Here is an 18,282-nt window from a genome sequence, read left to right on the forward strand (position 1 = left end):
GGTTCCCCTTGTGTTGTGGATGGTGCCGGATCTCGGCTCAGGACGAGGTGATCGGATCGCTTCCGGTCTGGTGAATACCGACGACGACGGCGGTCGCCCCGTCGATACGGGAAACCGTCACCTGGCTTCCTGCGGGCAACGATGAACCGTCGGCGCTGCGAGCAGTCCAGGTATCACCGCCGATCTTGACTGTTCCGGACCGCCCGGTTACAGGTTCCAGGGCGAGGGCGGGCTCACCGATCAGTCGGTCGATATTGCTCGCCTGCTCGGCTGAACCGCCTTTCAGGTGCTTCAGCGCCACTGGCCTGACCAGCAGGACCATCATGAGCGAGACCACGCAGAAGATGAGTACCTGGATGAAGAAGGTGGTTCCCGCTAATGCGCCAACGAGCCCCGCAAGCGCACCGGTCGCGAGCATGAGGAAGAAGAGGTCAAGGGTGAGTGTTTCAACAGCGGCCAATCCGAGCATGAGCACGAGCCACAGGATCCAGGTGTTCTGTACAAGCCAATCGAACATTGCGTTTCCCCTCGGTGTCGACACCTGCTGACGCTGTAACCGTATGCATGGTGCCTATTACCATCATGCCAAACCGGCGCGGGGGAATATAGCCCTACGGGAATATCCTTCGTGTAACGCTCGCCGGATTGGTCCAGGCAGCGACTTACCCCTCTGAGCTACCCATGGGGCGAACGCGGCGTCGGAACGCCTGAACGGTGAAAGCCGCTGTAACCGGCAGGCTTCCCGGAAGCGCATCAACGTCGACAGAGCCTCCGTGGTGTCCGGCCGGCCCCATGGCCGCCACATTGCGCACATCCCCGGGCGAGAGGACCATGGTGAATTCGACGACCCTGGTTGACGCCACCTCGAACGAGTCGCCCAGGCTGGCGGCGACACCCTCGTCCTTACCGGGGCGTATTCCGAGGAGGCCCGCGATCTCTGCGATCTCCTGCAGGTGTTGGGGCAGGGGAGTAACAACCAGCAGGATTCCCCCGTCTCGCAAAACGCGCGCAAACTCGCCGGGATTGCGCGGAGCGAAGATATTGATGAGCAGGTCCACGCTTCCCTCTGCGACCGGCAGCGGTCTCCAGACGTCCCATACAAGGCAGAGTGCACCGGGGAGAAGCCTGGCTGCACGCCTCAGCGCGAACTTGGATATGTCGAGTGCGACAGCTGCAGACGGCGGCATCCGTTGCTGTAGAGCGTCCAGGTAATAGCCCGTGCCAGCCCCGACATCAAGGATCACCGGCCGGTCAGCGGCGAGTTCAATTGCCGCTTCGCACACCGCGTGCGCAAGGGGCAGGAAGTGTCCACTGCCGAGGAAATCAATCCGCGCCTGGACCATCTCTGCGTTATCTGCCTCGAAGCCGGTTCCCCGTCCCGTCAGAAGGTTGAAGTAACCCTGTCTCGCGGCATCGAACCGGTGGCCTTGTTCACACCGGAGAAGACTTGGTACGCCGTCGTTCTCCGAGGTCGGCGGCCAGTCGGAAGGCTCCGCAATCAGTCGGTCCTGACAGACCGGACAGAGGAGGACAGATTCCGCGAAAGGCGACACTGGACCATCCTAGGTGCGCCCTTCCACTTTGAGCAGCGGCACCTTGGAGGCATAGTCTCGGTTTGTGAAACCAAACACACTCAACCTGTTGAAATCAGTGGGCACACCCTCGCTCCATCCGGACGCCCGACGATGCGTAGTCTCCGTAGCCCGGCCGGATTACGACGCCGACGCTTACGTCGGCCAGTTGTGGGAGGTGCCTTTGGCTGACGGTTCGCCACGCCGCCTTACACAGGGCTTCCGGGACACCACCCCGAAATACTCATCGGACGGCGCAGCCATAGCCTTTCTAAGGGCCGTCCAGGACGGCAAGCCGCAGCTGTTCATCACCGACAGCAGGGGAGGGGAGCCGCTGCAGCTGACGGACCGGCCGCTCGGCGTGTCCGGCTTCGAATGGTCCCCCGATTCCCGGCACCTCGTCTTCAGCGCCCGTGCACCCGAAGACGGTCGCTGCGGCACGGTGGAGGGTATTTCAGCCGGCCAGGAGGACCCGCGGCTAATCAGCGGGTACAAGTACCAGATGAACGGGGTCGGCTATACGGGGGACAAGCGGACCCAGCTGTTCCTCCTGGACGTGCCGTCGCTGGGGAAGGAGCCGTTCGTCCAGCCGGTGGGACGTGCAGCACGTTCAGCGGAGGAGGACACGCCGTCGGCATTCTCCGAACCGAAGCAGCTCACCGACGCGGATGCGGACCACTCTGGACCAAGGTTCTCCGCTGACGGATCCCGCATCCTGTTCAGTGCATCGCTTGAACCTGACTCCGCGACGAACCTCCGCTCGGATATCTATTCCATCGCGCTGGACGGATCCGGCCGGGAACGTCTGAGCAATTTCACGGACGAGTTGCTCAGCTGCGGCAACCCCGTCCACAGCGAAGACGGCCGATGGCTCTTCTACCTCGGAAGCTCGCTCTCACCCAGCGGCGTCGATTTCGTTGCCCGCAACACGGCTCTGTACGTCGCGCCGGTCGAGGACCCCGCTCAGGTACGACTACTCACTGACCCCGACACCCTTGATCTCGGCGAGGTCGGCGAAATCGTCCCGGCGGGGGCCGACAGCGTTCTCGTCTTCAACCGCAGTCGCGGCGCCGGTGACCTGCATCGGGTCGATTCGGAGGGAGTCGTACAGACCGTAGTGGACGGCGAGTACATCGTGACCGGTGCCGCGAGCGTCGCCGGCGCCGTCATCGTCGCCTACACCGATCCACGCACCATGGGTGACGTTGCACGCATCGACGGCGGGGCGCTGACGCGGCTGACGGACTTTTCCGCTGAGCTGCGCAGCGAAACCACGGTGGTCGAGCCCGTCGAGGAAACGTTCGCCGCACCCGACGGATATCCGGTGCACGGATGGGTTCTGGTGCCGGAGGGCGAAGGGCCGCACCCGGTTCTGCTGAACATTCACGGCGGACCGTATGCGCAGTACGGGTGGGGTTACTTCGACGAGGCGCAGGTCTACCTGGAAGCCGGATACGCGGTTGTCATGTGCAATCCCCGCGGCGCAGCAGGTTACGGCCAGGAACACGGCCGTGTAATCAAGGAAGCCATGGGGACGGTGGACATGCAGGACGTCCTTGCCTTCCTCGAGGGAGCGGTCCAGAAGTACGACCAGCTCGACGGCGACAAGCTGGGCGTGATGGGCGGTTCATACGGCGGCTATCTCACGGCCTGGCTGATCGCCAATGACCACCGGTTCCAGGGCGCCATTGTGGAGCGGGGTTTCCTTGACCCTGAGTCCTTCATCGGCTCCTCGGACATCGGGTGGTTCTTCTCGGAGGCCTACACGGGTGAGGACCCCGAGAAGGTTTTGGCGCAGAGCCCATATGCGCACGTTGAGAAGGTGCGCACTCCCACCTTCGTCATCCATTCGGAGGAGGATCTGCGCTGCCCGCTCGAACAGGCGCAGCGCTACTACACGGCCCTGAAACGTCACGGCGTGGAGACCGAAATGCTGATTTTCCCGGGGGAGAACCACGAACTATCGCGTTCCGGCACTCCCTGGCATCGCCGTCAGCGGTTTGAACACATCCTGCGGTGGTGGGCGGAGAAGCTGCCCAGCAAGAAGAACCAGCCGGCCTGACCGGTAGTAGGCAGGGCGCACTAGAAGTTGAGCGCGCGCTGGGCCAGTTCGATTCCGGGCTGCGCCCAGCGCTCGCCGTACGCGGCGCTGCTTACGAGCGACCGTGTGTTTGCCTTGTCGATGTAGATCATCCCGTTGAGATGGTCGGTCTCATGCTGGACGATGCGGGCGGGCCACCCGGTGAACTGCCTGGTGGCGTGCAGCCCGTCAGGAGTTCGGTAGTCGAGCTGGACCGTTCGGTGCCGCGTGACCACGGCCTGCCAACCGCTGAAAGACAGACAGCCTTCAAAGAACGACGCCGTGTCGCGCCCCACCGGTGTGTACGTCGGATTGATCACCGCGAAGTAGGGCAGGGGCGGGCGTTCGCGAAGCTCGGCAATTTCCTCCGGCTGGGGGATGACATCCTCGATCACCGCTAGTCGCAGGGGGATTCCGAGTTGCGGCGCAGCCAGTCCGACTCCCGGCGCGTCATGCATGGCCTTACGCATGATGGCAAGGAGCCCGGCAAGCTCTGTGTCATCGAGTTGGCCGTCAAACGTCGCGGCGGGGGTCCGCAGCACCGGGTCGCCCAGCTGGACAATCGGCGGCTGCTCCTGCTCAACGACGTTGCGGACCAGCGCCCGTATATCCTCGCGCGTGTAATTATCCATCGCTCCATCCTAGGTTCGCGTTTCATCGCGGGGGACGGCGCGCGGCACGCTGTAGAACGCCAGCAGAACCGCGACGGCGTTGATCCCGGCGAGAACCAGGAAGGCGCGGGAGTAGCTTCCAAAGATGGCGGCGAGCCCGGCTCCGGCCCAGGGCCCCAGCGCTGTGGCGAGGGTGATCGGCGAGGCCACAAGTGCTGTGAGGCGCCCGTAGTTGGCCGACCCCCAGCGATCAGGTACGGCAGTTGCGTGCAGCAGGGTGAATATCCCGCGTGCCACACCGGCCGCAAGGGCGATCAGTAATGCGGCGGTGAAGGTTTCCGTTAAGCCAAGAAGCGCCGTCGTGAGCGTTGTTGCGAGCAGGACAAGCGCCGTTCGGAGCCGGAGCGGAAGCCGCTCGAAAAGGCTGTAGCCAAGCCTGCCGAGCACCTGTCCGATACCGCCGACTCCCAGCGCTGTCGCCGCGAGGGTGGTGTCGATCCCGCGCTCTGTCAGCAGCGGAACAAGATTGACGACGGCGGCGAATGACGCCAGGGCAGCCAGGCTCACAGCCGCAATGAGGGCAACGAAGGGCACGCTCCGGATGATGGCCGCAGGCGGGCTATTCGTGAGCGACGGCTCATCGGAGCTGTCGCGGTGCGGCTCCCACGGCCTACGGAGCCCGAAGAAGTGCGCCGGAACGGTCACCACAAGAAGCACGGCCGCGAGGATCAGATAGGTGGCGCGCCAACCGACGCCAGCGGACAGCACGGCAGTCAGGGGTGCAAAGACGGTGCTGGCAAGCCCACCCACGATGGTGAGGATTGTCAGTGCGCGCGTACGCCGGTTGGTCCACCACCGAGTGACGGCCGCGAACGCCGGTGGATATAAAACCATACCCATGGCAATGCCCGCCAGGATCCAGCCACTGAAAAACATCTCCAGGCTGCCGGCCGTAGCGACCAGGCACATTGACGGTACGGCCAGAACGGATCCCGTGGTCATTACGGCCCGCGGACCGCGGCGATCCAGGACGCGTCCAACCACCAGTCCAGTGAGCGCCGAACACGCGAGGCCGACGGAGAATGCTCCGGTGACTACCGGTAACGACCAACCGGTGGTCGAGCTGATCTCACCGGCAAGTACCGGGAAGGCGTAGAACAGGATGCCCCAACTGGTGATTTCCGTCAGGCACAGGACAACCAGAACGCTCCGTTTGGATACGGGTGGTCTGCCCTTTCCGGGCTGTCTGCGTAAGTTGGCAGCGGGACGTTTAGAAGTAGGGCGAGTGCGTCTCGTCACTTGAGAGCCCTGGGTGAGCGGGACCGAATCATTGCTTGGAAGCACCCAAGTTGGTGTCTGTGGACCGCAGCCAGGTGGTGAGAACCTCGCAGGCGAGCTCGAGGTTCCCCATTTGGCAGTGCTGGTCGGCCTGCTCGGCTCGGGTGAAAGTGCGGGTCGTGACACTTCGGGCCGCAACGAGCGCTTGAGCCTGAGCGTGGGTCAGTGCTGGTGGTTGGAAGGCGTCGTGTTCGCCGCACATCAGCAGCACATCCTGGTTCACCCGCCCGCTGTCGAGGTGGTCGGCATTCATGCCCAGAAACCACTCGGCAACATCGGCCGGGTCATCGCTGTCGAGCATGTACAGGACGCGCTCGACAACAAAGCGCAGGGTCGGCGACAACCGCGCACGTGTACGCACACTCCAGCGCATGAAGCGCCGGTGCTGCACCATCGTGCGAACCGGGACGCGCAACACGGACGGGACCAGGTGAAGCCAGTCGTACACAGGCGGCCAAGCAACAACACGGCGAATGCGGGGTTCGCGTCCTGCTGCATGCAACGCCCAGTGCCCGCCCATCGAGATACCGACCAGGGTTGCCCGGTCGAGGCTGAAGTGGTCCAATATCGTCCCGACCGGCTTTTCCCAGTCGTGGTCGAAGGTGAGCCCGTGCAACGCTCGCGCGCCACCTTGTCCCGGCCCTTCGAAGGCAATCACGTCGAAGCCGGCAGCAGCGACACGCTGACAAATGGGGAAGAACTCTTCGATCACGGAGTCGAACCCGCCGAGCAGCAGCACCGTCTCGCCGGTTGGTGTCCCGGTAGCCGGGAGCGAATAAGCCGGCAGTGCCGCCTCCGCATAGGGAATCTCATGCCGCACGAGGAGAGCATCGGCGAATGCGGTGTCGAAGAGCTTCAGAAAGCGGCGGTAGCGATTCGTTTTCTCCGCGGACCGGGGCGACGTGAAGAATTCAGCGATCCTTGCATAACCGGCCGCGTTCCGGGGCCGGGCCTCTGTGGCTGCACGGCTCGACAAGGCCTCGAAGACAGTGACGCAGTCATCGAATGACCGTACGCTTGCCGCGGCGTCAACCAACTCCTGGCGGTCGGCGAAGCCCAGTGCGTGCGCCCGGTTGAGCTGATAGTTGACGAAGTCCCGCCGATGGAACCGTTCGAATCCTTCTGGGAACGCCACAAGTTCGGGATCGCTCACATCCGCCAGCGTACTCCCGGCGCAGCGGACGCAATAGGTTAGCCGCTTTTGGGGAAAATTCAATCCGCATAAAGTGCCGATAATCGACATTATGTCAACTAGCGGTTCGGAAGGACGAGAGGGACCACCGGATACATGCTCCCCCTCACCTCTTCATACAAATTCCCAGAAGACCCTACGCCGACAACCTCACAGGGATTTTCGTTATTGCTGGGGACTGCCTGCAATGTTGATCAGCCAGGCGACTCCGAACTTGTCGGTACACATTCCGAATCGATCACCCCAGGGAGCAACCTCGAGCGGAACGGTGACTGTGCCGTCTCCGGAAAGGCGGTCCCAATAACCGCGCAGCTCGTTCTCGTCCTCACCGCTAAGGGAAATTGAAAAGGTATTGCCCGGGTTGTATTCCATGCTGTTCGGGGTGTCAGCCGCCATGAGGACCATTCCGTTTTCGGTGGTCAACATCCCGTGCATGATCTTGTCCAGCTCGCTCTCATCCTCCGTGGCATGAAGATCCCGGAAGGTGCTGAGGGTGAGTTCACCTCCGAAGACGGACTTGTAGTAGGTCATGGCCTCCCTGGCTGTGTCACGGAAGCCAAGGTACGGGTTCAGGCGTGTGCTCATATCGGTCTCCTTGGGTCGTATCTGTTGGGCGACCGGTGCCTCTCGTGTGTGACACGCTTGCGGTGCGCTCCGTCACCATAGTGCACCACGGAGGTTTAGAGTCCCAGTACCGCCGCTGATCCCCTGGCATCAACGGCAATCCGCGGGTCAGGCGTTGGCGAAGCGGCGCGCGGAACGCTCTTTCGCCTTTGCTGCTTCTTCGTCCCGGTCTTTCGGCGGCGCCGTGGTGACCAGCTCGGACAGCAGCCGCTCGGTGATGAATCCGATTTCCTCAACGGCCCTGTCAAAGGCCTCCTGGTTTGCCCGGGAGGGTTTAGTGACACCGCTGATCTTCCGGACGTACTGAAGGGCTGCCGCGTGCACTTCTTCATTGGTTGCTGCCGGCTCAAAATTGTGGAGCGTCCTGATATTCCTGCACATGTCTCAAGGGTAGATCCGGGGTCGCGTCCATGGAACAGATTTGCGCGGGTTCTTCCCGTATCGGCCGTCATTGGCAGGAGCCGGTTCCGCCGTGGGAACCAGTAGGCTGAACCCATGACGAGCGTGAGGGTCCGCAGGCGTGATGAGGACGGACGGGGCTATGGAGCCTGGCTGGCCGCCGACGTCGTGCTGATCATGTTCTTTGCGCTCCTCGGTCACCTTTCCCATTACGGGACGCTCTCCGCCTCCGGCATCGTGACGACCGCACTCCCCTTTATCCTCGCGTATCTAACAGCTACGGCGATTCTGCGTCCCTGGCATCGTCCCATCGCGCTGTTGCGCACCGCGTGTCCCCTCTGGGTCGGCACGGCCGCCGGCGGCCTGGTCCTTCGCGTTCTCTTCGGAGAGAGCGCGGCACTGTCTTTCCAGATCGTCGCGGTTTGTGTACTGGGACTGTTCCTCGTCACCCCCCGGACAGTCGCCGCGCTGGCGCGCAACCGTCGTCGTAGTCATCCGACCGTCCCTCAATCCCCCAGCCATAATCAAGGAGCAGCCACATGATCACCGCTTTTGTACTCATTCAGACCGATGCCTCCCGGATCCCTGAGTGCGCCCAGGAGATCTCGGAACTCGAAGGCATCAGCGAGGTGTATTCAGTCACCGGCGAGTGGGACCTGATCGCCGTTGCACGGGTAAATCGCCACGAGGAACTTGCGGATGTTATTGCTGACCGGCTTTCCAAGGTGGAGGGCGTCGAATCGACCACCACTCACATCGCATTCCGGTCCTACTCGAATCACGACCTCGACGCCGCTTTCTCCCTCGGCTTCGAAGGCTGATCCGGAATTCAGCTGCTGGTGACGGCAACCCATCGATCCAGCGCTGCCTGCGCGGCTCCGGAATCGATGGCTTCCTGAGCGCGCCGCATGTTCGCCCTCATTCGTTCCACGAGCGGCGCGGAGTGCTCGGTGTCCAGTGCTGTGAGCCCGGCTGCCGCATTGAGTACGACGGCGTCGCGCACCGGACCCTTCTCCCCCGCCAACAGAGCCCGCACCACTTTTGCGTTGCTTTGCGCGTCCGAGCCCCTCAGTGCCTCAACTGTCGCGACTGGGAGATCAAAGTCTTCCGGATGAACCGTGTGCTCTGTGATGACGCCGCCGCGCACCTCCCAGACAGTCGATGAGCCGCTGGTGGTCAGTTTGTCCCGACCGTCGCTACCCCGAAAAACAAGCGCACGAACTCCCCGGGCGGCAAGCACGCCGGCCATCAGCGGAGCCATCCGCTCGCTTGCACAGCCCAGCGCCTGGGCTTCCACGCCTGCCGGATTGCTGAGCGGGCCGAGGAAGTTGAAGGCCGTGGGAACACCCAGTTCCCTTCGCGGCACAGCGACGTGCCGCATCGATGGATGAAAGACCTGCGCAAAGCAAAAGGTGATGTTGGCTCGCTCCGCCGAGCGTGCGACGTCCTCCACGGAGAGGTCCAACCGGACCCCCAACGCTTCGATGACGTCCGCGGCTCCTGAGGACGAGGAAGCACCGCGGTTTCCGTGCTTGATCACCCTTGCGCCTGCACCGACAGCAACCAGCGAAGACATGGTGGAGATGTTCAGGGTGTTCAGTCCGTCTCCCCCAGTGCCCACAATGTCCAGCGCCGGTCCTGCCACCTCTATACGATGGGCCCGGGCCAGCATGGCTTCCACCAGTCCGGTAAGCTCCTCGACTGACTCGCCCTTTGACCGGAGGCCCACGAGGAACCCCGCGATCTGGGCGTGCGAAGCGATTCCTTCCATGATGGAATCCATCGCCCATCGGGCCTGCGGGGCCGTGAGATCCTTTCCCTCAATGAGCTTCGAGATCAGCTGCGGCCAGCTTGTTGCAGGGGCTTCGGGGGCGGAAATCGCAGTCACTCCCCTAGGTTATCTACGAATTGTAGAAAGTCATCACGCTATTACTCCCGCGCCATTACGGGCAAGTCCAGCGCTGGAGGGTGCGCACGGGCGCGCCGACGCCATTTCGCATTGGTGAAGTGGGAACTTTTAGAGACATAATGTCAGGGTGACGACAGCGACCCATGCCCCCAGCTCCACTGCGCATCCAACACTCAACCGGCCCAACATGGTTTCGGTTGGCACGGTTGTATGGCTATCCAGTGAACTCATGTTCTTTGCCGGACTCTTCGCCATGTACTTCACATTGCGCTCAACATCAGGCGAACTTTGGGCTGCCGAGACCGAGAAACTCAACGTGCCCTTCGCCTTGATCAACACCATCATTCTGGTGTCGAGCTCTTTCACCTGCCAGATGGGAGTGTTCGCTGCTGAGCGCCTCCAGCCGCGCAGGGTCGGAGGAATCTTCAACTTCACCAAATGGGGAATGGTCGAGTGGTACCTGCTGACCTTCCTGATGGGTGCAGTCTTTGTCGCTGTCCAGGCATACGAGTACGCCGAGCTGGTCGCCGAGGGTATCACCCTGTCCGCCAATGCCTACGGCTCGTCTTTCTACATCACCACCGGCTTCCATGGCCTGCACGTGATCGGAGGCCTGATCGCGTTTCTGTTCATCATCGGACGGGCGTACGCAGCCAAGCGGTTTGGTCACTTCGAAGCAACATCGGCCATCGTCACCTCGTACTACTGGCACTTCGTCGACGTGGTGTGGATCGGGCTGTTCATCATCATCTACTTCTTGAAGTAGATTTCTCTTGAACCCTTTTCTACCCGGGGTAGAATTAGCGTGGCGGTCGCGACGGTGGCTGACACCAATCGTGGAACGTACCAAGGCGATACAGAAGGCAGGAAACAGGACGTGAAGGCACTTTCGCAGAGGCGGCGTCACCCCCTGGCAGCGATAGCGCTGCTGCTCATGGGCTTGTTGCTAACAGGCGGCATCTACGCCGTCGCGAGCGACGCGAACGAGGCCAAAGCACAAACCTCGTTTTCGGCCAGCGACATCGAGGAAGGCGAGAAACTCTTCATAGCCAACTGCGCAACCTGCCATGGCATGGGCGCCGTAGGTACGGAGGACGGCCCGTCACTCGTTGGTGTGGGAGCCGCAGCCGTTGACTTCCAGGTCGGCACGGGGCGCATGCCGCTTCAGATGCAAGGGCCGCAGGCGCTGCAGAAGCCCGTTCAGTTCACTGAAGAGCAGATTCAGCAGATGTCCGCCTACGTGGCCTCACTTGGTGCAGGTCCAGCCATCCCGGGTGAAGACCTCCTCGACACCTCCGGCGAGGGTATCGACCCCGCTGCCGGCGGAGAACTGTTCCGCGTGAACTGCGCCATGTGCCACAACGCAGCAGCGGCCGGCGGTGCTCTCACCCGAGGGAAGTTCGCGCCGACGCTCGAAGGCGTCAGCGAGAAGCACATTTATGAGGCCATGGTTACAGGCCCGCAGAACATGCCCGTGTTCAGTGATGCGAACATCACGCCCGAAGACAAGCAGGACATCATCGCCTTCCTGAAGACCATCGAAGAACAGGGCTCGCCGGGCGGAGCGGACCTCGGTTCTCTCGGACCGGTCTCCGAAGGCCTCTTCATCTGGGTAGCCGGACTTGGAGTGATCATTGCCTTTACCGTCTGGCTGACATCCCGCTCCTCGTAACGGGCCCGTCGGCGCAGCAGAAGAACCAATTACACAGGATTGATGAGTGAAGTTTCTAAAGAAAGATGAGAGGGATCATGGCCGACCATAGTCACGGCAGCCCGGAAAACGCGGTTACCGTAGCTAAGCCTGGTCAGGGCGGCGTTCAGAGGTTCCAGGATCCTGGACTCCCGCCGCACCGGCCGCGTTTGGCTGACAGGGATCCTCGCGCAGAGAAGCGCGCGGAGCGTCAGGTTGGAGTGTTGTTCCTTATCTCCATGCTGGGAACGCTGATCTTCTTCTTCGGGTACTTCTTTATCCCGCTCGACCAGACAATCGGGACCCTGCGGCTCCAGAACCTTCTGCTCGGTCTGGGGACCGCCTTCGCGATGCTCGGCATCGGGGTAGGCATCGTGCACTGGGCGAAAACCCTGATGCCTGACCATGAGATCGCCGAGGACCGCCACGAGATCCGCCCCGAGGCTGACCGTGCGGATGCCGCGATGATCGTCGGGGACATCCTCGAAGAATCGGGGATCAAGCGCCGCCCGCTTATCCGGAACACGCTGCTTGGCGCCGGAATTCTGGCTATTTTCCCGGCGATTGCAATCTTCCGCGATCTCGGTCCATTGCCAGGCGATGTGCTGCGTCACACGATGTGGGACGACGGTGTGCGCCTGACCCGCGACCCGAGCGGGACTCCGATCAGAGCTTCTGATGTCACCATCGGCTCGGCGTTCCACGTCATTCCTGAAGGCTTGAACGAGTTGGAGCACAAGCTTGAGGAGAAGGCCAAGGCTGTGGTTCTCCTGATGCGCCTGGACCCGGAAGACCTGAACCCTTCGCCGGGTCGCGAGGACTGGGCTTACGAAGGCATCGTTGCTTACTCCAAGATTTGTACCCACGTGGGCTGCCCTGTAGCCCTTTACGAGCAGCAGACTCACCACCTGCTCTGTCCGTGCCACCAATCGACCTTCGACGTCACGCAGGATGCCAAGGTTATTTTCGGCCCGGCCGCCCGCCCGCTCCCCCAGCTTCCCATCTCTGTGGATGAGGAAGGCTATCTTGTGGCGACGAGCGACTTCCAAGAACCCGTAGGACCAAGTTACTGGGAGCGTGGCATATGAGCAGCTCAGCAGCCGGACAGCAGTACCAGCCCAAAACCAGCGTCGGCAAGATCACCAACTTCGTAGATACCCGCGTTGGCGGGTCCGCCATTGTGAAGGAGTTCGGGCGGAAGATCTTCCCCGATCACTGGACGTTCATGTTTGGCGAGGTCGCGCTCTACTCGTTCGTGATCCTATTGCTTTCAGGTACCTTCCTGACTTTCTTCTTCGACCCATCGATGGCCGAAACGCACTATGACGGAAGCTACGTACCGCTACGGGGCATCGAAATGTCCATGGCATACGCCTCCTCCCTTGATATCTCCTTCGATATCCGCGGCGGGCTCTTCATGCGGCAGGTCCACCACTGGTCGGCATTGCTCTTCGTCGCGGCAGTGTCCGTGCATATGCTCAGGGTCTTCTTCACCGGTGCTTTCCGCCGGCCGCGTGAGCTCAACTGGGTCATCGGTGGGGTCCTCCTCATCCTGGCGATGGCTGCAGGTTTCACCGGCTACTCACTCCCGGACGATCTGCTCTCCGGTAACGGCCTCCGCATCATCGACGGCGTTGTGAAGTCTATTCCGGTTGTCGGTACCTACATCAGCTTCTTCCTCTTCGGAGGTGAATTCCCCGGTACCGTGATCATCCCGCGCCTCTATGTGCTTCACATCCTGCTCATTCCGGCACTGATTCTCCTGCTGATCGCTATGCACCTTTTCCTGGTTGTCGTTCACAAGCACACGCAGTTCCCCGGCCCTGGCCGTACCAATGACAACGTAGTGGGCTACCCGGTTGGTCCCGTTTACGCGGCCAAGGCAGGCGGTTTCTTCTTCATCGTCTTCGGTATTGTCGCGGCAATCTCCGCCGCGTTCACCATCAACCCGATCTGGAACTACGGACCGTACGATCCCTCCCCCGTGTCCGCCGGCACCCAGCCGGACTGGTACATCGGATGGGTTGACGGCGCTCTGCGGCTCATGCCCGGTGTTATCGGCAACTTCCCGTTCGAGTGGACCATTCCGTTCCCCTGGGGTACGAACACGCTCTCGATGAACGTACTGTTCCCGGCACTCGTGCCGGCGGGGATTGTTTTCACGCTCCTGTTCGCATGGCCCTGGATTGAAGCCTGGGTAACCAAGGACCGCCGTGAGAAGCACCTGCTTGACCGGCCACGCAATGCTCCTACCCGCACCGGCATCGGTGTCGCGGGTGTCGTCTTCTACTGCGTCATGTGGGCAGCAGCCAGCTCCGACCTGATTGCAACGCACTTCATGGTTTCGCTCAACGACGTGACCTACTGGCTGCGTGCTCTGGTCATCATCGGTCCGTTCATTGGCTTCATTGTCGCCCGGCGGATTGCACTCGCTCTCCAGCGCAAGGACCGCGAAATCGTGCTGCATGGACGCGAAACCGGGCGCATCGTACGGCTTCCCCATGGCGAGTTCATTGAGGTTCACGAGCCCGTAGATGAGTACAAGCGGTACAAGCTGGTCAGCTTCGACTCCCCCGAAGCCCTGGCTGCCCAGCCAGACGTCAACGGCCACGTATCCAGGAATGAAAAGAGCCGCGCGTGGGCGTCTCGGTTCTTCTTCGAGGATCGCGTTGCGCCTGTTACGCCGAGGGAACTCGAGGAGGCACACTCGCACGGCCACCACGGCGAGGTCGCCGGCGAACACGACAAGGCTTCAATTTCCAGCCACTAGTCGAGTTCGCAATTACCAAAGGAGCGGGGTGCACGGATTGTGCGTCCCGCTCTTTTGTGTCTGGTCTGGGCGCCCTGTAATCACAGACAGAGGACCTTTCCAGCCTAAGCGGCCTTCTAGCTGAAGCGCTTGGCCGTGTATGTCCTCGGCGTCCGCACACCGGGGCGCTGGAGCGGAACCCACAGTTTGTACCTATCCGCCCGGTAGTACGAGACGGAATAATCCACCATCGCGCGGGCAACGTAGGCGTGCCGCTGGATCTTCAGGAGCGGCGCACCCATCTCCACGTTCAACAAGCGCGCAATGGAGGGCGAGGCAGCAGTGGCTTCCACCGTGTCTTCCCCCCACTCCATCACTAGCCCGTACCTCTCGCTGAGCACGTTGTACAGGGAGGTGGGTGGATCATCATCAAGGATGCCAGGTACACGGTGAGCCGGTATGAAGTTTTCGTCTACGCTCATGGGTTCGCGATCCGCCAGGAGCTGGCGCCGGAAGCGCACAACGGGCGCTCCCTGGTCGATCTGAAGCTCCCGCGCGATCAGCGGCGTAGCTGCCATCTGTTCGAAGCTCAGAACGCGAGCGTCCGGCACCATGCCTCGCCGGTGCATTTCCTCGCTGTAGGAGGTGAGCTTCATTTGTAGGTCCAGCTTCGTATGAGCAACGAACGTCCCCAGACCGACAATCCGCTCCAGCACTTCTTCCGCGACCAGCGCATCGATCGCGTGCCTTACCGTCATGCGCGCGACACCAAAGTGTTCGGTCAATTTGCGTTCCGACGGAATGGCCGTGCCCGGCTCGGCGTGCTGCAGGATGTAAGCCCTCAGCAGCTCCCGGAGCTGCACGTGCTTGGCGCCCTCGCCATCAAGCGCGGTGCTCAGTCCGCTGAGCTGATCTGGCATGGTGAGCTCCTCAATGCGCCGACAAGCGTCCCCCGTAAAAGTTGGACCGGTCTTGTTACTCAATTCTATCGCTCCGGACTTCGTACACCGGCGCGGCGATAGTGGGATCAAACGCCCGAAGGGCCCCACACACGGTGTGTGGGGCCCTTCGTTAGTGCAGCCTGCCTGCTGCTACGCCTAGTGGGCGTGGTCTCCCCTGCTGTACTCGTAAACCCAGCCGACAAGTGCGATGGCTGCGAGCCCTGCGGAGATGTAAAGGATCCACCAACCGGCGGCGAGGCCAAGGAACCCGCCTGCTGCTGATAATCCGAGCACCAACGGCCACCAGCTCCACGGGCTGAAGTGTCCCTGTTCACCGGATCCTTCGTGGATTTCAGCGTCGCGGCGATCCTCGGGCCGCAGGCCAACACGGCGCCCGGTGAAGCCCAGATAGAACCCGATCATTCCGGCGAGACCGCCCACGAGGAGAATACCGAGAATGCCTACCCATTCAGACCAGTTGGTCAGGAATCCGTACACCAGGGATACCGGGACGAAGAAGGGTACTCCCCAGAAGAAGAGCCGAGATTCTACCTTCACTTACGCGTCCTTCCGATCAGCGGATCCGAGCAGCTGACCTGCCGGTGAACTTGGGGTATGCCATTGCGCGAGCTCTGGGTGGTGCAGGTCCAGCGCGGGCCGCTCAGAACGGATGCGGGGCAGCGACGTGAAGTTGTGCCGCGGCGGCGGGCAGGAGGTTGCCCACTCGAGCGATGCACCGAAGCCCCACGGATCATCAACCTCTACCTTGGTTCCGCTCCGCCACGTCACGTAAACGTTCCAGAAGAACGGAATCAGTGAGGCGCCGAGTACGAACGAGGCGATGGTCGAGAACTGGTTCATTGCGGTGAACATGTCCTCGGGCAGGTAGTCGGCGTACCGGCGGGGCATGCCGATGACACCGAGCCAGTGCTGGATCAGGAACGTGCCGTGGAAGCCGAGGAACAGGAGCCAGAAGTGAATCTTACCCAGGCGTTCGTTCAGCATCTTGCCGGTCCACTTAGGCCACCAGAAGTAGAACCCCGCGAACATCGCGAACACCACGGTGCCGAAGACCACATAGTGGAAGTGCGCTACCACGAAGTAGGTGTCGGAGACGTGGAAGTCCAGCGGCGGTGAGGCCAGGATGATTCCGGTCAGCCCGCCGAAGAGGAAGGTCACAAGGAATCCGAGGCTCCACAGCATCGGGGTCTCGAACGTGATCGATCCCCGCCACATAGTGCCGATCCAGTTGAAGAACTTCACGCCGGTAGGTACTGCGATCAGCATGGTCATAAACGCGAAGAAGGGTAACAGCACCGCGCCGGTCACGTACATGTGGTGTGCCCACACAGTCACCGACAGTGCAGCAATGGCGATCGTCGCGTAAACAAGGCCCTTGTAACCAAAGACCGGCTTGCGGCTGAAGACCGGGAATATCTCGGACACAATTCCGAAGAACGGCAGCGCGATGATGTACACCTCGGGATGCCCGAAGAACCAGAAGAGGTGCTGCCAAAGAATGGCACCCCCATTGTCCGGGTCGAAAATATGCGCACCGAACCGGCGGTCAGCGCCGAGCGCGAAGAGTGCGGCAGCCAAGGGCGGGAATGCCATCAGCACGAGGATCGATGTGACCAGTGCGTTCCAGGTGAAGATCGGCATGCGCCACATCGTCATGCCGGGAGCGCGCATGCAGATGATTGTCGTGATGAAGTTGACGGCGCCCAGGATGGTACCGAAGCCCGACAAGGCGAGCCCAAAGACCCATAGGTCACCGCCAACACCCGGTGAGAAGGTTGTGTTCGACAGCGGCGCGTACGCGAACCACCCGAACGACGCGGCTCCCTGCGGGGTGATGAACCCCGAAACGGCAATTGTGCTGCCGAAGAGGAAGAACCAGAAAGCCAAAGCGTTCAGCCGCGGGAAAGCGACGTCAGGAGCACCGATCTGCAACGGCATGATGACGTTAGTGAAGCCGGCGAAAAGCGGGGTTGCGAACATCAGCAGCATCACTGTGCCGTGCATGGTGAACAGCTGGTTGTACTGCTCCTTGGTCTGCAGGATCTGCATACCCGGCTCGAACAGTTCGGCGCGGATGACGAGTGCCATCACTCCGCCCAGGCAGAAGAAGACAAACGACGCGATCAGGTACATGTACCCGATCGTCTTGTGGTCGGTCGAGGTGATCCAGTTGACGACAATGCGTCCCTTGGACCTCGGGACCACCCGCGGCGCAACAGTAGTGCCGGCGTCCGTGGCGGTGTATTCGTAAGTAGACATCTAATTAATCACGCCCAATTTGCTCGTCGGCTCCACTGGGGTCCTCGCCGGTAATGGTCTGCGGATTGCGGTCATACTCTTCGCCCAACTGGCCGTCCTCAAGGGTTTCCAGATGCGCTTGGTATTCCTCTTCGGAAACAACGGCCACGTTGAACAGCATTTCCGAGTGGTACTCGCCGCACAGCTCGGCACACTTGCCTTCGAAAAAGCCTTCGCGGGTAGGGATCAGCGTGATGTAGTTCTCGCGCTCGGGAATCATGTCCCGCTTCTGGAGAAAGGCCGGAATCCAGAAAGAGTGGATGACGTCACGGGCGTTGAGGCGAAATTCAACGGTTTGGTTCACCGGCAAGACAAGCGTCGGCAGTGTCTCGGCGACGCCGAACTCGCCATCAAGCTGGGCCTGAACTCCGGCCACATACTTGTCTTCGAGCACGTAGTTGAAGTCCCACGACCACTGCTTCCCGCGGACGTCGATGATGACATCGGGTTCCTGGACCCGGGTGTCAATCGCCTGCTGGTCTCGGTCGGTGAAGTAGAAGAACACCAGCACCATGAACAGCGGGATGGTCAGGTAGAACACTTCCAACGGAAGGTTGTAGCTGATCTGGCGCGGGTAGCCGGTCTCATCCCGACGACGGCGGTATGCCACGATGCACCAGATGATCAGGCCCCAGGTAATCACGCCGACTATAAGGGCGGCGATCCAGGAGTTGACCCAGAGGTCAATGATCCGGCCGGTGTGGTTGGTGTTGTCGCGCTCAGCGGGCAACCAACCTTTTTGGACTTCTGATGAACAACCAGACAAGAACAGCGCAGCCACGACCACGAGGCTTGAGACCTTGAAAATCTTTGCGCGTCGGCTGCCGGTTCGGTCCTGCGAACTCACAGACGGCCCTTC

General features: G+C 61.5%; 19 protein-coding genes. 7 read left to right on the plus strand and 12 right to left on the minus strand.

Features of this window, described 5'->3' with window-relative positions:
• Positions 1 to 37 precede the first annotated feature (37 nt).
• Positions 38 to 517 (minus strand): NfeD family protein, encoded by a 480-nt coding sequence (locus AC4D2M_RS09840; protein WP_490891564.1) that lies wholly within the window; start codon positions 515 to 517, stop codon positions 38 to 40.
• Between the two features lie 145 nt (positions 518 to 662).
• Complete coding sequence (locus AC4D2M_RS09845; protein ID WP_490891565.1) at positions 663 to 1,553, minus strand: putative RNA methyltransferase; 891 nt, start codon at positions 1,551 to 1,553, stop codon at positions 663 to 665.
• 64 nt (positions 1,554 to 1,617) lie between these two features.
• Here AC4D2M_RS09845 and AC4D2M_RS09850 point away from each other — a divergent pair, with 64 nt between their 5' ends.
• Complete coding sequence (locus tag AC4D2M_RS09850; protein ID WP_490891566.1) at positions 1,618 to 3,633, plus strand: S9 family peptidase; 2,016 nt, start codon at positions 1,618 to 1,620, stop codon at positions 3,631 to 3,633.
• 20 nt (positions 3,634 to 3,653) lie between these two features.
• Here the strand turns inward: AC4D2M_RS09850 and AC4D2M_RS09855 are convergent, their stop codons facing one another.
• The 5 genes from AC4D2M_RS09855 to AC4D2M_RS09875 all read right to left on the minus strand — a co-directional run bounded on the left by AC4D2M_RS09855 (position 3,654) and on the right by AC4D2M_RS09875 (position 7,797).
• Entirely contained in the window at positions 3,654 to 4,283 is a 630-nt protein-coding gene (locus tag AC4D2M_RS09855; protein ID WP_490891567.1) for a peptide deformylase, read from the minus strand.
• Positions 4,284 to 4,292: 9 nt separating this feature from the next.
• Positions 4,293 to 5,606, minus strand: coding sequence for an MFS transporter (locus tag AC4D2M_RS09860; RefSeq protein WP_490891569.1), 1,314 nt, complete (start codon positions 5,604 to 5,606; stop codon positions 4,293 to 4,295).
• Complete coding sequence (locus AC4D2M_RS09865; RefSeq protein ID WP_490891570.1) at positions 5,590 to 6,753, minus strand: alpha/beta fold hydrolase; 1,164 nt, start codon at positions 6,751 to 6,753, stop codon at positions 5,590 to 5,592. The genes AC4D2M_RS09860 and AC4D2M_RS09865 overlap by 17 nt, the downstream gene beginning before the upstream one ends.
• 204 nt (positions 6,754 to 6,957) lie before the next feature.
• Positions 6,958 to 7,377: a VOC family protein gene (locus tag AC4D2M_RS09870; RefSeq protein ID WP_490891571.1), complete on the minus strand. Its 420-nt coding sequence runs from the start codon at positions 7,375 to 7,377 to the stop codon at positions 6,958 to 6,960.
• Positions 7,378 to 7,524: 147 nt separating this feature from the next.
• A complete protein-coding gene (locus AC4D2M_RS09875) occupies positions 7,525 to 7,797 on the minus strand; it encodes a DUF2277 domain-containing protein (RefSeq protein ID WP_490891572.1) in 273 nt (90 codons plus the stop codon).
• A 114-nt stretch (positions 7,798 to 7,911) separates the two neighbouring features.
• Here AC4D2M_RS09875 and AC4D2M_RS09880 point away from each other — a divergent pair, with 114 nt between their 5' ends.
• Positions 7,912 to 8,358, plus strand: a complete 447-nt coding sequence (locus AC4D2M_RS09880; RefSeq protein ID WP_490891574.1) for a DUF3054 domain-containing protein — start codon at positions 7,912 to 7,914, stop codon at positions 8,356 to 8,358.
• Complete coding sequence (locus AC4D2M_RS09885) at positions 8,355 to 8,636, plus strand: Lrp/AsnC family transcriptional regulator (RefSeq protein ID WP_490891575.1); 282 nt, start codon at positions 8,355 to 8,357, stop codon at positions 8,634 to 8,636. Before AC4D2M_RS09880 ends, AC4D2M_RS09885 begins: the two co-directional genes overlap by 4 nt.
• Before the next feature lie 8 nt (positions 8,637 to 8,644).
• Here AC4D2M_RS09885 and trpD read toward each other — a convergent pair whose 3' ends face one another.
• Entirely contained in the window at positions 8,645 to 9,703 is a 1,059-nt protein-coding gene (gene trpD, locus AC4D2M_RS09890; RefSeq protein WP_490891576.1) for an anthranilate phosphoribosyltransferase, read from the minus strand.
• Between the two features lie 148 nt (positions 9,704 to 9,851).
• Here trpD and ctaE point away from each other — a divergent pair, with 148 nt between their 5' ends.
• The 4 genes from ctaE to qcrB all read left to right on the plus strand — a co-directional run bounded on the left by ctaE (position 9,852) and on the right by qcrB (position 14,184).
• Positions 9,852 to 10,490 (plus strand): aa3-type cytochrome oxidase subunit III, encoded by a 639-nt coding sequence (gene ctaE / locus AC4D2M_RS09895; RefSeq protein WP_490891577.1) that lies wholly within the window; start codon positions 9,852 to 9,854, stop codon positions 10,488 to 10,490.
• 111 nt (positions 10,491 to 10,601) lie between these two features.
• Entirely contained in the window at positions 10,602 to 11,396 is a 795-nt protein-coding gene (gene qcrC / locus AC4D2M_RS09900) for a cytochrome bc1 complex diheme cytochrome c subunit (protein ID WP_490891578.1), read from the plus strand.
• A gap of 77 nt (positions 11,397 to 11,473) precedes the next feature.
• Positions 11,474 to 12,502 carry a cytochrome bc1 complex Rieske iron-sulfur subunit gene (gene qcrA / locus AC4D2M_RS09905; RefSeq protein ID WP_490891579.1) on the plus strand — a complete coding sequence of 343 codons (1,029 nt, stop codon included), beginning with the start codon at positions 11,474 to 11,476 and terminating at the stop codon, positions 12,500 to 12,502.
• Positions 12,499 to 14,184 (plus strand): cytochrome bc1 complex cytochrome b subunit, encoded by a 1,686-nt coding sequence (qcrB, locus tag AC4D2M_RS09910; RefSeq protein WP_490891580.1) that lies wholly within the window; start codon positions 12,499 to 12,501, stop codon positions 14,182 to 14,184. Before qcrA ends, qcrB begins: the two co-directional genes overlap by 4 nt.
• A 116-nt stretch (positions 14,185 to 14,300) precedes the next feature.
• Here qcrB and AC4D2M_RS09915 read toward each other — a convergent pair whose 3' ends face one another.
• The 4 genes from AC4D2M_RS09915 to ctaC all read right to left on the minus strand — a co-directional run bounded on the left by AC4D2M_RS09915 (position 14,301) and on the right by ctaC (position 18,270).
• On the minus strand, positions 14,301 to 15,083 hold the full coding sequence (locus tag AC4D2M_RS09915) for a GntR family transcriptional regulator (RefSeq protein WP_490891582.1): 783 nt from the start codon (positions 15,081 to 15,083) through the stop codon (positions 14,301 to 14,303).
• A gap of 177 nt (positions 15,084 to 15,260) precedes the next feature.
• Positions 15,261 to 15,662 carry a cytochrome c oxidase subunit 4 gene (locus tag AC4D2M_RS09920; protein ID WP_490891584.1) on the minus strand — a complete coding sequence of 134 codons (402 nt, stop codon included), beginning with the start codon at positions 15,660 to 15,662 and terminating at the stop codon, positions 15,261 to 15,263.
• Positions 15,663 to 17,384, minus strand: a complete 1,722-nt coding sequence (gene ctaD / locus AC4D2M_RS09925; protein ID WP_490891585.1) for an aa3-type cytochrome oxidase subunit I — start codon at positions 17,382 to 17,384, stop codon at positions 15,663 to 15,665.
• 4 nt (positions 17,385 to 17,388) lie between these two features.
• Entirely contained in the window at positions 17,389 to 18,270 is an 882-nt protein-coding gene (gene ctaC / locus AC4D2M_RS09930; protein WP_490891587.1) for an aa3-type cytochrome oxidase subunit II, read from the minus strand.
• Positions 18,271 to 18,282: the final 12 nt, after the last annotated feature.

The sequence above is a fragment of the Arthrobacter sp. TJ-270 genome (genome assembly GCF_058269075.1).

What these genes read in the sequence shown, in the direction of transcription:
- AC4D2M_RS09840 (WP_490891564.1), bottom strand. Translation starts at nt 517, where the DNA reads ATGTTCGATTGGCTTGTACAGAACACCTGGATCCTGTGGCTCGTGCTC.
- AC4D2M_RS09855 (WP_490891567.1), bottom strand. Translation starts at nt 4,283, where the DNA reads ATGGATAATTACACGCGCGAGGATATACGGGCGCTGGTCCGCAACGTC.
- AC4D2M_RS09870 (WP_490891571.1), bottom strand. Translation starts at nt 7,377, where the DNA reads ATGAGCACACGCCTGAACCCGTACCTTGGCTTCCGTGACACAGCCAGG.
- AC4D2M_RS09875 (WP_490891572.1), bottom strand. Translation starts at nt 7,797, where the DNA reads ATGTGCAGGAATATCAGGACGCTCCACAATTTTGAGCCGGCAGCAACC.
- AC4D2M_RS09880 (WP_490891574.1), top strand. Translation starts at nt 7,912, where the DNA reads ATGACGAGCGTGAGGGTCCGCAGGCGTGATGAGGACGGACGGGGCTAT.
- AC4D2M_RS09885 (WP_490891575.1), top strand. Translation starts at nt 8,355, where the DNA reads ATGATCACCGCTTTTGTACTCATTCAGACCGATGCCTCCCGGATCCCT.
- qcrA (WP_490891579.1), top strand. Translation starts at nt 11,474, where the DNA reads ATGGCCGACCATAGTCACGGCAGCCCGGAAAACGCGGTTACCGTAGCT.
- qcrB (WP_490891580.1), top strand. Translation starts at nt 12,499, where the DNA reads ATGAGCAGCTCAGCAGCCGGACAGCAGTACCAGCCCAAAACCAGCGTC.
- AC4D2M_RS09915 (WP_490891582.1), bottom strand. Translation starts at nt 15,083, where the DNA reads ATGCCAGATCAGCTCAGCGGACTGAGCACCGCGCTTGATGGCGAGGGC.
- ctaD (WP_490891585.1), bottom strand. Translation starts at nt 17,384, where the DNA reads ATGTCTACTTACGAATACACCGCCACGGACGCCGGCACTACTGTTGCG.